Annotated in this window: 11 protein-coding genes; 7 read left to right on the top strand and 4 right to left on the bottom strand. The window is 68.5% G+C overall.

Going from position 1 to position 13,948, the window contains the following annotated elements; all coding sequences use genetic code 11:
- The first annotated feature begins 75 nt into the window (after positions 1-75).
- From LCL87_RS13320 to LCL87_RS13285, 7 genes are all read left to right on the top strand, one after another.
- A complete protein-coding gene (locus LCL87_RS13320) occupies positions 76-762 on the top strand; it encodes a GntR family transcriptional regulator (protein WP_225020311.1) in 687 nt (228 codons plus the stop codon).
- A 186-nt stretch (positions 763-948) separates the two neighbouring features.
- Positions 949-2,106: an ABC transporter substrate-binding protein gene (locus LCL87_RS13315; RefSeq protein WP_225020309.1), complete on the top strand. Its 1,158-nt coding sequence runs from the start codon at positions 949-951 to the stop codon at positions 2,104-2,106.
- On the top strand, positions 2,087-3,148 hold the full coding sequence (locus LCL87_RS13310; RefSeq protein WP_225020308.1) for a FecCD family ABC transporter permease: 1,062 nt from the start codon (positions 2,087-2,089) through the stop codon (positions 3,146-3,148). The genes LCL87_RS13315 and LCL87_RS13310 overlap by 20 nt, the downstream gene beginning before the upstream one ends.
- On the top strand, positions 3,141-3,926 hold the full coding sequence (locus tag LCL87_RS13305) for an ABC transporter ATP-binding protein (protein WP_225020307.1): 786 nt from the start codon (positions 3,141-3,143) through the stop codon (positions 3,924-3,926). Before LCL87_RS13310 ends, LCL87_RS13305 begins: the two co-directional genes overlap by 8 nt.
- Positions 3,923-4,558, top strand: coding sequence for a hypothetical protein (locus LCL87_RS13300; protein ID WP_225020306.1), 636 nt, complete (start codon positions 3,923-3,925; stop codon positions 4,556-4,558). Before LCL87_RS13305 ends, LCL87_RS13300 begins: the two co-directional genes overlap by 4 nt.
- A complete protein-coding gene (locus LCL87_RS13295; protein ID WP_225020305.1) occupies positions 4,555-5,265 on the top strand; it encodes a hypothetical protein in 711 nt (236 codons plus the stop codon). The genes LCL87_RS13300 and LCL87_RS13295 overlap by 4 nt, the downstream gene beginning before the upstream one ends.
- A 394-nt stretch (positions 5,266-5,659) precedes the next feature.
- Positions 5,660-6,970, top strand: coding sequence for an HNH endonuclease signature motif containing protein (locus LCL87_RS13285; RefSeq protein WP_225020304.1), 1,311 nt, complete (start codon positions 5,660-5,662; stop codon positions 6,968-6,970).
- A 159-nt stretch (positions 6,971-7,129) separates the two neighbouring features.
- Here LCL87_RS13285 and LCL87_RS13280 read toward each other — a convergent pair whose 3' ends face one another.
- The 4 genes from LCL87_RS13280 to LCL87_RS13265 all read right to left on the bottom strand — a co-directional run bounded on the left by LCL87_RS13280 (position 7,130) and on the right by LCL87_RS13265 (position 13,789).
- Positions 7,130-7,633 (bottom strand): hypothetical protein, encoded by a 504-nt coding sequence (locus LCL87_RS13280; protein ID WP_225020303.1) that lies wholly within the window; start codon positions 7,631-7,633, stop codon positions 7,130-7,132.
- 64 nt (positions 7,634-7,697) lie between these two features.
- On the bottom strand, positions 7,698-10,712 hold the full coding sequence (locus LCL87_RS13275; protein WP_225020302.1) for a bifunctional [glutamine synthetase] adenylyltransferase/[glutamine synthetase]-adenylyl-L-tyrosine phosphorylase: 3,015 nt from the start codon (positions 10,710-10,712) through the stop codon (positions 7,698-7,700).
- Between the two features lie 97 nt (positions 10,713-10,809).
- Positions 10,810-12,150 carry a type I glutamate--ammonia ligase gene (gene glnA / locus LCL87_RS13270; protein WP_225020301.1) on the bottom strand — a complete coding sequence of 447 codons (1,341 nt, stop codon included), beginning with the start codon at positions 12,148-12,150 and terminating at the stop codon, positions 10,810-10,812.
- 67 nt (positions 12,151-12,217) lie between these two features.
- Positions 12,218-13,789 carry an alpha/beta hydrolase gene (locus LCL87_RS13265; protein WP_225020300.1) on the bottom strand — a complete coding sequence of 524 codons (1,572 nt, stop codon included), beginning with the start codon at positions 13,787-13,789 and terminating at the stop codon, positions 12,218-12,220.
- Between the last annotated feature and the right edge of the window lie 159 nt (positions 13,790-13,948).

Below are 13,948 nucleotides of genomic sequence, written 5' to 3'. Positions count from 1 at the left end.
CGTATACGCAAGTATCCGACTGGCGTCGGTGGCATAATCAGCGAGTCCGAGGCAGAAACGACAGATGGGGCACCGATGACACACGGGGACGACCTGACGGAACTCGGCGCGCTCATACCCACCGACGCCGCCGGCCGCTCCGATCAGACGTCCAGGCAGTACCTGCACCTGCGCGCCGACATCCTCGCCGGCAAGTTCCCGCAGGGTGCCGCACTGCACGAGACACAGCTGAGCGAGAAGTACGGCGCCTCCCGCACGCCGATCCGCGAGGCTCTGAACTGGCTCGCGCACGACGGCCTGCTCGAACGCGCCGCGCGCGGCTTCCGGGTCCGCTCCGGCACCCCGGAGGACGTCATCGAGATCTACGCCGCCCGCGTAGCGCTCGAATCGGAGGCCGCCGGCGCCGCCGCCATCCGGCACACCGACCTCGACATGGCCCGCCTCGACCGGTTGCACAACTCGTGCTGCGGCGCCAAGGACGACAACGAGGTTCGCACCGACAACTTCCGCTTCCACGAGGCGCTGTGGCAGGCCGCCCACAACACGACGATCATGACGCTGCTGGTCCGGCTGACGACCCAGCTGCGGATCTACGACAGCGGGCCGCCGTCGAACTACGGCGAACCCGACCTGCTCAACGCCGAGCACAGCAACATCCTCGAGGCGATCCGCACCCGGGACGAGCGGGCCGCCCGCGAGCACATGCGTACCCACCTCGAGCGCAGCCGCGAACAGCGGATCCACCTCTTCGCGAACGGCTGAGGCCGACACTCCCCCACAGGTCCGCGGGCGTTTCGTCCGCGGACCTCGTCGTTTCAGAACCAGACAAAGGGCACTCAGGTAAGGCTTACATTAGTTATTGTATGCTCGCCTAACCTTCCGATCCCGGAGGGTTGCCGCCGTTCCCCGAACGGCCACCGAGCCAACAACTTTTGCCTTCGGAGCCCCATGTCGACCCCTCCCACTTCCCCGAATTTCACCGCCGCGCTCACGCGCCGAGACCTCATGCGCTCGATGGGGGTCGCAGCGCTCGCCCTCGGCGCTCTCGGCATCACCGCGTGCTCGAGCCGCGAGACCGTCACCGAGACGGCCGCGGACGCCGCCACCGGTGGACCCATCACGATCGTCGACCAGTACCGGAACACCGTCACGTTCGACACCCCGGTCGGCCGGATCGCGTCGGCCATCATCCCGGTGCCATCGATGATCATCGGTTCGGACCAGTCCACCGCCCGCAACGTCGGCGTCAACCAGGTCGCGATCTCGATGGCCTCGAAGGGCATGCTGGGCACGATGTTCCCGCAGTTCCTCGACACCCCGGTGGTGGCGGGCAACGACTTCGTGCCGAACGTCGAGCACATCCTCAGCCTGAACCCGGACGTCGTGATCCAGTGGGGCGACAAGGGCGACGACATCGTCGCGCCGCTGCGCAACGCCGGCCTGAAGGTGATCCTGCTCAAGTACGGCACGCAGGAGGATCTCGAGGCCTGGATCCAGATCTTCGGTGAACTGCTGGGCAAGAAGGCCGAGGCCGACGCGGTGCTCGCGAAGATGGCCGACGACCGCGCGCTGGTCGAGAAGACCGCCGCGGCGCACGCGTCGACCGCCCCGAAGGTGATGTACCTGTACAACGCGCCGGAGATCAAGGTCGGCGCCGACAACAGTTACATGGACTTCTGGATCAAGCTCGCCGGCGGCAAGAACGTCGCGTCCGGCGCGGGTAGCGGCTCGAGCCTCGGTGTCACCCGAGAGCAGGTGCTCGGCTGGGACCCGGAGGTGTTGATCCTCGGCAACTTCGAGCCGACGACCCCCGCCGACGTCTATGCCGACCCCAAGTGGGCGTCGCTGTCCGCGGTGAAGAACAAGCGGGTCTACAAGGCCCCGATCGGCGGCTTCTCGTGGGATCCGCCATGCAACGAGTCGAACCTGATGTGGCTGTGGGTGAACTCGGTGTTCTTCCCGGACGTGAACCACGGACTGCGCCAGCGCATCCGGGAGACGTACCGCACGCTGTACGCGTACGACGTCACCGATGCGGACGTCGACCGCATTCTCCAGATGTCGGCCAACTCGGGCAGCGCAGGCTATGACGCCTTCCGCGCTTGAGACCGCGACCGAGCAGCCGACGCGGCGGTCGTCGCGGCTGCTGGTGCCGGTCGTACTCACCGTCGGGATCGTCGCGGTCGGGCTGATCTCGCTGTCCGTGGGCCGCTACACGGTCCCGGTCAACGAGGTGGCCCGCATCCTGATCAACGAGGTGATCTCGCTCCCCCGAACGTGGACCGAGGCCGAATCCAACGTCGTTCTGGGCGTGCGGCTTCCACGGGTCTTGCTGGGGATGCTCGTCGGCGGTGGCCTTGCCCTCGGTGGTGCCGCGCTGCAGGCCGCGTTCCGCAATCCGCTGGTGAGCCCCCAGATCCTGGGCGTGTCCTCGGGTGCGTCGTTCGGCGGTGTGCTGGCACTGATGTTCGGGCTGGGCTCGACGTTCCTGGTCGGCGGCGCATTCCTGTTCGGTCTCGCCGCGCTCGGCATGGTGCTGTTGATCGGCCGGAGCCGGTCGGGCGGCGCGCTCCTGATGATCGTGCTCGGCGGCGTCGTCACGAGTGCGTTCTTCTCGGCACTGGTGTCGTTCATCACGTACGTCGCCGACCCGTACACGACACTCCCGTCGATCGTGTTCTGGCTCATGGGTTCCCTCGCCACCGCCGACATGGCGAAGGTGCTGATCGCGGCGATCCCGATCCTCGCGGGCTCCGCCGTCATCATCGGGCTGCGCTGGCGGATCAACATCCTCTCGCTCGGCGACGACGACGCCGCCTCGCTCGGGGTCAACCCCGGACGGCTACGGGCGCTGCTGCTGACGATGGTGGCGCTCATGACCGCCGGTGCGGTTGCCGTGTCGGGCGTGATCGGCTGGGTGGGCCTGGTGGTTCCGCACATCGCCCGGCTGTGGGTGGGCCCCGACCACCGGATCTCGATGCCGACCACGTTCGTGCTCGGTGCCGCGTACCTGACGATCATCGACACGCTCTCCCGCACCGTCAGTTCCGGCGAGATCCCGCTCGGCATCCTCACCGCGATCATCGGTGCCCCGGTGTTCGTTCTGCTGCTCCGGAATTCGCGTAGACAGGCCTTCATCGATGCTTGAGATTCAGGACGCCGGTTTCCACTACCCGCACCGGGACTGGGTGTTCCGGCACGCGAACCTGCGCATCGACGGCGGCATCACGTCGATCCTCGGCCCCAACGGCCAGGGCAAGACGACGCTGCTGCGGTGCATCGCCGGGCTGACGCCGCTGCGCGAGGGACGGGTGGAGCGGGACACCGCGATCGGCTATGTCCCGCAGGCCAGCCTGTCGAGCTTCGCGTACTCGGTGTTCGACATGGTCCTGATGGGCCGGGCGAAGAAGGTCTCGGCGTTCTCGGTGCCCGGCAGGGCCGACATCTCCCGCACCCGCGAGGTCCTCGACCGGGTCGGCATCACCGACCTGGCCACCCGTAGCTTCGCCGAACTGTCCGGCGGCCAGCGGCAACTCGTGCTCATCGCGCGAGCGCTGGCGTCGGACGCCGCGTTCATGATCCTCGACGAGCCGGTCTCGGCGCTGGACCTGCGCAACCAGGCGCGAGTGCTCGAGCTGCTGCGCGATCTCGCCTCGGACGGCATGGGCATCCTCCTCACGACGCACCACCCGGATCACGCGCTACATCTGGGCGGACGCGCGATCGTGATGCGCTCGCCCGAGGACATCCGGCTCGGCCCCGTCGCCGATCTCGTCACCGACGACATGCTCACCGATCTGTACGGCATCGAGGTGGTGAGCGCCACCGTCGACGACCGCGGCGCTCCTCGCACCGTGCTCTACACCCGTTACGACACATTCGCGGCCGCCGAACCCGCGGCCACCCTTCAGAAGGTTTCACGATGAATCTCGACACGACTGCGCCGCAGTCACTTCCACCTGTTCTACACCTGGTGATGGGCACGAACACCGGCATGTCCGGCGGCACCACCGCCGCCCGGCGCGTGCAGCCCGTCGACCTGTACGACCTCGACACCCTGAACCTGGACGGCGTCCGCGGCCTGCTGGTCAACGGCAACTGCGACCAGATCTTCCTCGAACGCCGACGCGATCTGCTCACCGACTTCGTCACCGCCGGCGGGCGCATCGCGATCATGGGTCACCCGCTCACCGACTTCCTGCCCGGCCTCGGCCAGTGGCGCAAGCTGCAGTACTCGGGCCCCAAGGATCTGGCGATCGCCGCCGGTGACCCGCATCCGGTGTGGGAGGGTGTCGATCCCGCCGACGTCAGCTTCCGACGCGGGGTGTCCGGCTTCTACGGCCGCGGCTACAGCCAGAAGCTGCCCGACGGCGCCGTCGTGACCAACTGCATCGGCCGACACGCGCTGCCCGTCGACTACGTGTACCCACTCGGCGCCGGTCAGGTGCTGGTGCACGGCGGCATCGATCTCGCCGTCTACCAGGAGGATCCGAACACCTCCGCGCGTATCTTCCCGCAGCTGCTCACGTGGCTGGCCCAGCAGGAGGCACAGGCATGACCACCATCGAACCCTTCGCCCGCACCGATCGCGCACCCCGCTCCCGACGTCGACTCGCACTGGTGCACGGCGGATCGCACTTCCATCTGCAGACGCTGAAGGACCCGGCGGTGATCGCGCACCAGCCCGAGTTCCTGTACCTCGCGGACCTCGCCGACGGCGACCTCGACGCGTTCGACACCGTTGTCCTCGCCGACCGCCTGCATCCCGAGTTGCTCCGCCGACACACCGCGCAGATCCTCGCGGTCGCCGAACGCGGCGGGACGCTCGTGGTCCTCGGTGAGAATGCGGCGCACACCTGGCTGCCCGGAGTGACGTGGACGGCGCGCCCCACCAACTTCTGGTGGTGGCTCGAGGGCGAGGATCCGCTGATCCGCACCCGCAGTCCCGAACACGAGGCGTGGGAATACCTTTCGACGAAGTCGGTGATCTGGCACCACCACGGCCTGCTGCACACCGACGCCGACGTCGTACCGCTGCTGGTGTCGGAGGAGCCCGACGAGAACGGCGACCTCCGCGACGCCGGGATGATGCTGTTCGAGGACACCGTCTCTACGCCGGGCCGGATCATCGCGACCACCCTGGACCCGACGTACCACCACGGCAACAACTTCATGCCGGGATCGACGCGCTTCCTCTACGCGCTGCTGCGCTGGTTGGACAACACCGGAAACCAGAGCGTGTGTCCTGATCGGAAGCGGGCGTGACGGCCTGAAGTGAAGAGAACCTCCGAGTCGGGTGCGTCTTCTCCACGGCACACCCCACTCGGAGGTTCTCATTTCCCGGTCCGGCACCCGCACCACACATCTCTGCAGAGTGCTCATCGTCGAGCGCTATCGGGACGGCTGACCCAAAGCGCATACCGCCAGCGCAACGGGGATTTCCCGCAAATGCGTCTCCACTTGGGTGGCCCGCTACGAGGCCGGGGCGATGCCGGGTTGCACGATCGGGCCTCCCGCCCACACACGATCCCGACCCGAACCGCAGCCGACGTCGAGACCCGGATCATCGAGCTCCGCATACAAAGCCGAAAGCCTGCCAGAAGGCCTGACGCACGAGAGACCCATTGACTCGAACATATATTCGAACTAAACTAGTGTCATGAATCCGGGGGGACTCAATTCGCTCGTCGCAGTCAGCGCGCCACAACCCGAAGACGTGCACACGCTGACCGAAATCCTGCTGCTGCAGACAGGCCTCGACATCTGCCACGCGATCGAACAACTCGAAGCACTACGTGCAGCCACAATCGCCGAAATCGACGAGCGCGCAGTCTCGTTCGACACCCTCGGATTCCGCAGCGTCAAACAATGGCTCGCCGCCAACACACTCCTGGAAGTGTCGACCGCGGGACGAATCCTCACGTTGGGGCGCATGCTCGGCCGGCAACCCGAGATCGCCGACGCCTACAACGCCGGCACTATCTCCGCCGAGCACGCCGCCCTTATCGGCAAGTTCTGCGAAACCCCGCCCCGCGGTATGCCGAACGAGGCACTGGACTCGTGCCGGAAAGTGTTGCTGGACAGCGCCACCGGACCCACCGCCACCACCGCAACCGTCCAGACCTGCATCAGCAAGCTCGAGCGGATCTTCGAATCCGACGAACTACCTCCGAGCGAAGACACCGAACGCAACGAGTTCCACGCATCCAAGACACTCAACGGGCGCGTCGCCGTGAAGGGGGATCTCGACGCCGTCACCGGAGAGATGCTCCTGACCGCGCTGTCGGCGTTGACCAAGCCACGAAACCCGATCGACGACCCTGCAGGCTCCCGCACCCCGGCGCGGCAGCGGGCCGATGCGTTCGCCGAAATCCTGCGCCGCTACCTCGACTCCGGCGACGCGCCGATCGAGGGCGGCGAACGACCCCACCTGTCCCTGCATGTGAACGCCGCCGACCTTGCCCGCAGCGAAGCCGCCCACGAGTGGACGGGTTCGGGCGACGATGCGGGTGACGATCAGGACCTGTTCGGCGACAAAGACACCGCACGCATGCCACACATGGGACCGATCTCCATCGCGACCGCGCGACGACTGGCCTGCGACTGCCACCTGACGCCGATCGTCATGAGCGACGGCGTGCCCATCGACCTCGGACGCACGAGCAGAACCGTGTCCAAGAAGCAGCGTCGGGCGTTGGTCGCCCGCGATCACGGCTGCGCCTTCCCCGGCTGCGGAGCACCACCCGCCCACTGCGAAGGCCACCACGTGATTCATTGGGCAGACGGCGGACCCACCGACCTCGACAACCTCGTGCTGTTGTGCCGCTTCCACCACGGGTTGCTGCACCACTCACACTGGCGAGTCAAGATCGGCGCCGATCGAACCCCTTGGTTCACACCACCGAGCACCGTCGATCCCTACAAGAAGCCCATTCCCGCCCACAATCGGGCGGGACCACACGCCGCGTGACGCTGCAGCCGGCACTCGAACTGGGTGCCGGTCACCGCGGGGTGGTTCTCGGTTCGACACCAAATCGCGCATAGTCGCGACGCGCTCGTCCTGAGTCCCGAGTCGTGCAGCGCGCTGCAGGGCTGAACTTCCAGGGAGCAGTTCAGACCGGGGGCTTCCTCAGTCGACGTCGTAGACCTCGGTGGCCGGCACTGCCAGCAACCGGTCGGTCATTTCCTGCTTGAGCACGACCAAGCGCACCTCGTCGGCATCGGTGCGCCCGCTCTTGTTCACCAGTTCGATGAACTCGTCCGCCACGAAGCCGTCACGCACCTGAAGTGTCACGGTGCGACCCCGGTAGGTGAGCCGGAAGACATAGTTGGCGAGCGTGTTTCCCCGCTCCGGCCGTGCCAGTGCGGGATCCACGACGTAACGGTCGCCGGTGGTTGCACGCAGCACCATCTCGAACGCGTCCCGTACGCCCGGTCCCCCGTGCGCCGTGGCGATCTCCACCTCACGACGCTCGACCGGGCGGCCGTCGTCGAGCAGCGGCAGCGCGCGCCCCAGGACCTGGAGCGCGTGCGCGACACCGCCGGGCGCGTTCGGGCCGTGGTACTTCATCAGATCGGCAAAGGTGAACGTCAGCGACGCCCCCTGATCGACAACGTCGAGTTGCGTGGACATGCCGACCATTCTCCCTCGAACACGGGCCCGGTGGGTGTGCGTCCCCGAACCCCTTGTCCCCGAACTACTCTCCCCCGAACACCCGCTGCACCACGGCCTTCGCCCGACGCGTGACGCGCAGGTAGTTGTCGAGAAACTCGTTCGCGTCGCCACCCGGCCAGCCGGCCACCTGCGCGACGGCGGCGAGCACCTTGCCCGGGCCGGGCAGCTGATCGGTGGGCTTGCCGCGCACCAACACCAGCGCGTTGCGCGCCTTGGTGGCGAGCAGCCAGGCGTCGCGCAGCAGTTCGATGTCGGTCTCGCTCAACAACTCCGCCGCACCGATCGCGTCGAGCGTCTCGAGCGTCGACGTGTTGTGCAGCGCCGGGATCTCGTGGGCGTGCCGCAACTGGATGAGCTGCACGGTCCACTCGATGTCGGCGAGGCCGCCGCGGCCGAGCTTGGTGTGCGTGGCCGGGTCGGCGCCGCGCGGCAGCCGCTCGGAGTCGACGCGGGCCTTGATCCGCCGGATCTCCCGGACCGCCGCATCCGACACGCCACCCTCCGGGTAGCGGGTCTTGTCGATCATGTGCAGGAATCGCAGCCCCAGGTCGGCGTCACCGGCCACGGCGTGCGCCCGCAGCAGCGCCTGGACCTCCCAGGCCTGCGCCCACTGCGCGTAGTACGCCTCGTACGACGTCAGCGTCCGCACCAACGGCCCGCTGCGACCCTCGGGCCGCAGTCCGATGTCCACCTCGAGCGGCGGGTCGGTACTCGGCGCGCCGAGCAGGGTCCGCACCCGATCACCGATCAGGTTGGCCCACTTGACCGCTCGCGTCTCGTCGACGCCCTCGTGGGGCTCACACACGAACAGCACGTCGGCGTCCGAGCCGTAGCCGAGTTCGCCGCCGCCGAGCCGGCCCATGCCGATCACCGCGAACCGTGCCGGCGCGGGCTCGCCCGCCTCGGCCTCGTTGGCGCGGATCACCGCGGCCAGCGACGCGTTGAGCACCGCGGCCCAAACCGACGACAGCGCCTTGCACACCTGCGGGACGTCGAGCATGCCGAGGATGTCGGCGCTCGCGACGCGGGCCAGTTCGTACCGGCGCAGCGACCGGGCGGCGCCGACGGCGCGCACCGGATCGACGTATCGCGCCGACGACGAGAGGATGCCGCGGGCGACGTCCTCTGGCTGCGGCTCGAGCAGCCGCGGACCGGACGGGCCGTCCGCGAACAGCCGGATCACGTCGGGGGCCTTGATGAGGAGGTCCGGGATGTATGCCGACGAGCCGAGCACCGTCATCAGGCGCTGCGCCACCGACGCCTCGTCGCGCAGCAGTCGCAGGAACCACGTGGCGTCGACCAGTGCGTCCGAGAGCCGCCGGTACGCGAGCAGTCCGGCATCGGGGTCCGGTGTGTCGCCGAGCCATTCGAGCAGTGTCGGCAGCAGCAGCGCCTGGATGCGGCCCTTGCGGGACGCCCCGCTGGTGAGCGCGGTGAGGTGCCCGAGGGCATTCTGCGGCGCCGAGTAGCCGAGGGCCGCCAACTGCCGGACCGCTGCGTCCGGGCCCAGCCGCAGCGCCTCCTTGTCGATCCGCGCCACCGACTCGAGCAGCGGGCGGTAGAACAGCTTGGCGTGCAGGCGGCGCACCCGGTGCGAGTTGCGCTTGATCTCCGCGTTCAGCACACCGAGTGCGTCGTTGCGCCCGTCGGGACGCATGTGGGCGGCGCGGGCGAGCCAGCGCAGCGCCTCCTCGTCGTCCGGCGGCGGCAGCGTGTGGGTGCGCTTGAGCCTCTGCAACTGCAGGCGGTGCTCGAGCAGGCGCAGGAACTCGTACGACGCCGTCAGGTTCGCGGCGTCGTCGCGGCCGACGTATCCGCCGGCCGCGAGGGCGGTCAGGGCGTCGACGGTGCTCTTGACCCGGAGCGAGGTGTCGGCCCGGCCGTGCACCAATTGCAGGAGCTGGACGGCGAATTCGACATCGCGTAGGCTGCCGCGCCCCAGCTTGAGTTCCCGCTCGCGCAGCTCGGGCGGGACGGAATTCTCGACGCGCCGGCGCATCGCCTGCACCTCGGGCACGAAGTCCTCACGCTCGGACGCCGTCCACACCATCGGGCCCAGGGCATCGGTGTACTGCCGCCCCAGGTCGAGGTCGCCGGTCATCGGCCGGGCCTTGAGCAGCGCCTGGAACTCCCACGTCTTGGCCCAGCGCTTGTAGTACGCGATGTGCGAGTCCAGCGTGCGGACGAGCTCGCCCCGCTTGCCCTCGGGCCGGAGGGCCGCGTCGACCTCGAAAAACGCGGCCGAGCCGACGCGCATCATCTCGCCGGCGATCCGGCTCGAGACCGCATTGGACGGTTCGGCGACGAACACGACGTCGACGTCGCTCACATAGTTCAGTTCGCGCGCACCGCACTTGCCCATCGCGATGACGGCGATGCGCGCCGGGCACGGCTCGTCCGGGCACACCGCTGCGACGGCCACCGCGAGCGCCGCGGTGAGTGCGGCGTCGGCCATGTCGGAAAGCTGGTGTCCCACGGTCTGATACGGGACTACGGGCTCGTTCTCGACGGTGGCGGCGAGGTCGGCCGCGGCCAGCACCATCATCTGGTCGCGGTAGCACTTGCGCAGCGCTGCAATCGCTTCGGGCCCGGTGAGGGCGGCGCGGTACAGCATCGCCGACTCGTTCGGCCCCGTCTCCGGCACGGCCCCGACGCTCGCGAGCAGCCGACGCGTCAGCTCGTCCTTGGACGGCAGCGTCATGTCGCCCGCGAGCAGCTTCCAGGACGACGGGTCCGCGACCAGGTGGTCGCCGAACGCACTGGATGCACCGATCAGCCCGAGCAGCCTGCCACGCAACCCCTTGTCGGTGTGCAGCGCGCTGTCGAGTTCGGCCCACGCGTCGCCGAGCCCCTCCTGCATCCGCACCAGCGTCCGCAGGGCGAGGTCGGCGTTCGCGGCCCGCGACAGCGACCAGAGCAGCTCGACGGAGTCGAGTTTCGACCAGCCGATGGCCTTGAGCTCGTCCGGCGCGGTGGGCTCGACGAGGCCGAGCCTGCCCACCCCAGGAACGGCCGATCGGGCGTACGGGGGCTTCACCGGATCACCCCGATCCAGACGTCGTCACCAGCAGAACATGGACTGGCCGGACGGGGCACGCGCGTCACCTCTCGGGATGTTCCTGGTCGGATCGGCCCTACAGGCCGAGGTAGGCCTTCAGCTCGAACGGAGTGACCTGGCTGCGGTACTCCTCCCACTCACGACGCTTGTTGCGGAGGAAGAAGTCGAACACGTGCTCACCGAGCGCCTCGGCGACCAGCTCGGACTTCTCCATCTCGGCCAGGGCTTCTGCCAGACTGCCGGGCAGCGGCTTGTAGCCCATCGCGCGACGCTCGGCGCCGGTCAGCGCCCACACGTCGTCCTCGGCCTCTGCGGGCAGTTCGTAGCCCTTCTCGATGCCGCGCAGACCGGCGGCGAGCAGGACCGCGAACGTCAGGTACGGGTTGCACGCCGAGTCGGGGCTGCGGATCTCGACCCGTCGCGACGACGCCTTGTTGGGCGTGTACATCGGGACTCGGATCAGTGCGGACCGGTTGGACGGACCCCACGTCGCGGCCGTCGGCGCCTCGCCGCCGTGGACGAGACGCTTGTACGAGTTCACCCACTGATTGGTGACGGCGCTGATCTCGTTGGCGTGCTCGAGGATGCCGGCGATGAACGCCTTGCCGGTCGCCGACAACTGGTTCGGATCGTCCGGGTTGTGGAAGGCGTTGGTGTCACCCTCGAACAGGCTCATGTGGGTGTGCATCGCGGAGCCGGCCTGATCGCCGAACGGCTTGGGCATGAACGACGCCCGCACGCCCTCGTCGATCGCGACCTCCTTGACGACGTACCGGAACGTCATCACGTTGTCGGCCATCGAGAGCGCGTCCGCGTAGCGCAGGTCGATCTCCTGCTGACCCGGCGCGGCCTCGTGGTGACTGAACTCCACCGAGATGCCCATCGACTCGAGCGCGTCGATCGCGTGGCGACGGAAGTTGGGGGCCCGGTCGTGCACGGCCTGATCGAAGTAGCCGCCGCTGTCGGCCGGGATCGGCGGGCTTCCGTCGATCGGGCCGTTCTCCAGCAGGAAGAACTCGATCTCGGGGTGCACGTAGCACGAGAAGCCGAGGTCGCTGGCCTTCGCCAGCTGGCGCCGCAGCACGTGCCGCGGATCGGCCCACGACGGCGTGCCGTCGGGCATCGCGATGTCACAGAACATGCGCGCGGAATGCTGGGCGCCGTCCTTGTGCGCCCACGGCAGGATCTGGAACGTCGAAGCGTCCGGCTTGGCGACGGTGTCAGCCTCCGAGACCCGCGAGAAACCCTCGATCGCGGAGCCGTCGAACCCGATGCCCTCCTCGAACGCACCCTCCAGTTCGGCGGGCGCGATCGCCACCGACTTGAGGTAGCCGAGAACGTCGGTGAACCACAGTCGCACGAACCGAATATCTCGCTCTTCGAGGGTGCGTAGCACGAACTCCTTTTGGCGATCCATGCTCGCGAGCGTAAGCACATCGCGTTAAATCTGTGTTACATCGTGAAATCGGTCTCGTCGGCGCAGCTCAGCACGTCAGGTCGGGGTCCGGGACGGTGAGATCGACGAAGTATCGGGTGAGCGGATCGTCGATACACGCGACGCCGTCGAACGACGCGGTGTGCTGCGCACCGCGGTACGTGACGAGCGCGGCGTCCAATTGCTTGGCCAGGTCCACGCCCGCCTGGTACGGCGTCGCGGGGTCCTGTGTCGTCGACACCACCACGAGCGTCGGCAGCCCCTCGATCGACGCCGGGTCGATGGTGTGCGGCGCACCGGTGTTCGGCACGGGCCAGAACGCGCACGCGTCGAGCGGAGCGTTGCCGGTGCCGCGGCCGTCGTCGAGGAACGGTGCCGCCTCCCGGTACCGCATGTCGGCCTCACCCGCCACGGCCCGGTCGGTGAGCGGCGGGTCGTCGACGCAGCGGATCGCGTTGAAGGCGTCGTTGATGTTCGAGTAGCTGCCGTCGTCGGCCCGCCCCTCGTAGAGGTCCGCGAGCAGCAGCAGGGTGTCGCCGTTCCCGTCGGCGAGGCTCGACAGCCCGCCTCGCAGCGAACTCCACAGGCTCGGCGAGTAGAGCGCCTGCGTGACCCCGGTGATCGCGTCCGAATAGCTGAGCCCCCGCGGGTCGGTGGTGGCGGCCGGCCGCGCGACCAACGGATCCACGAGGGCCCGGAAGCGCGCGTTCGCACCACTTGGGTCGGTGCCGAGCGGGCAGTTCGACGTCTGCGCGCACTCGGCGGCGAACGCGTCGAACGCCTGCTGGAAGCCCGCGCCCTGCAGCACGACCTCCTCGACCGGATCCTGCTCGGGGTCGAGGGCACCGTCGAGCACCATCGCCCGCACGTTCCGTGGGAACGTCTCGGCGTACTGGGTGCCGATCCGGGTGCCGTACGAGAACCCGAGATAGTTCAGTTTCGCGTCGCCGAGGACCGACCGGATGACGTCCATGTCGCGCACCACCTCCCGCGTCCCGACGTGCGCGAGCATCGGCAGCCCCGACCGCTCCGCACAGCGGGCCGCGTACGTCCGGTTCTTGCCCTCCACGTACGCGATGCCGGCCGGGCTCATGTCGACGTCCGGGTCGCGCCGTTCGGCGTCGATCTCCTGCGGCGTCTGGCACCGCACCTGCGGGGTCGACGCCCCGACTCCGCGCGGGTCGAAGCCGATCATGTCGAATCGCTCGGCGAGCTCGGTGCCCTCGGGAATCGACGCCGAACTCAGACCCGACGCCCCCGGGCCTCCCGGATTGACGAGGATCGAACCGAGCCGGGCGCCGGTCGCCGGGGCCCGGGAGATCGCGATCTGCGCGGTGTCGCCGGCCGGCGCGGCGTAGTCGAGCGGCACGGTGACCTTCGCGCACTCGAGCGACGGGCTCAATTCGTCCCCGCCGGTCGCGAACCCGTCGCACGAGCCCCACGTGATCTGCTGCGTGTAGAACGTCTCGAGCCCGGCGGGCACCTCCCCCGCCCCCGCGACAGCCTCGGCCACAGGGGTCCCGACGATGGTGTCCGATCTGTCCGCTGAGCTGCAACCGGCCGCCAGAACGGCCACCGTCCCAATCGCAGCGGCCGTGAGTAAGCGGGGTCTGGACTGCATACCTCGATCGTGCCACGCCACCCTGAACCCCCAGTTGACCCGCGTTTTGCGCACTTGTCGCGACCGGGCGCGGCGACCCGTCGCGACAAGTGGCGAAGTTGACGCCGATGATCAACGCCAGCGAGACGACCAGCGCGAGCAGCGCCTTCCACCACACCG

This window comes from Prescottella equi, assembly GCF_020171745.1.
Taxonomy (GTDB): Bacteria; Actinomycetota; Actinomycetes; order Mycobacteriales; family Mycobacteriaceae; genus Prescottella; species Prescottella equi_A.
The sequence above is the reverse complement of the archived record's forward strand: the minus strand, read 5'-3'. Positions and strand labels throughout refer to the sequence as shown.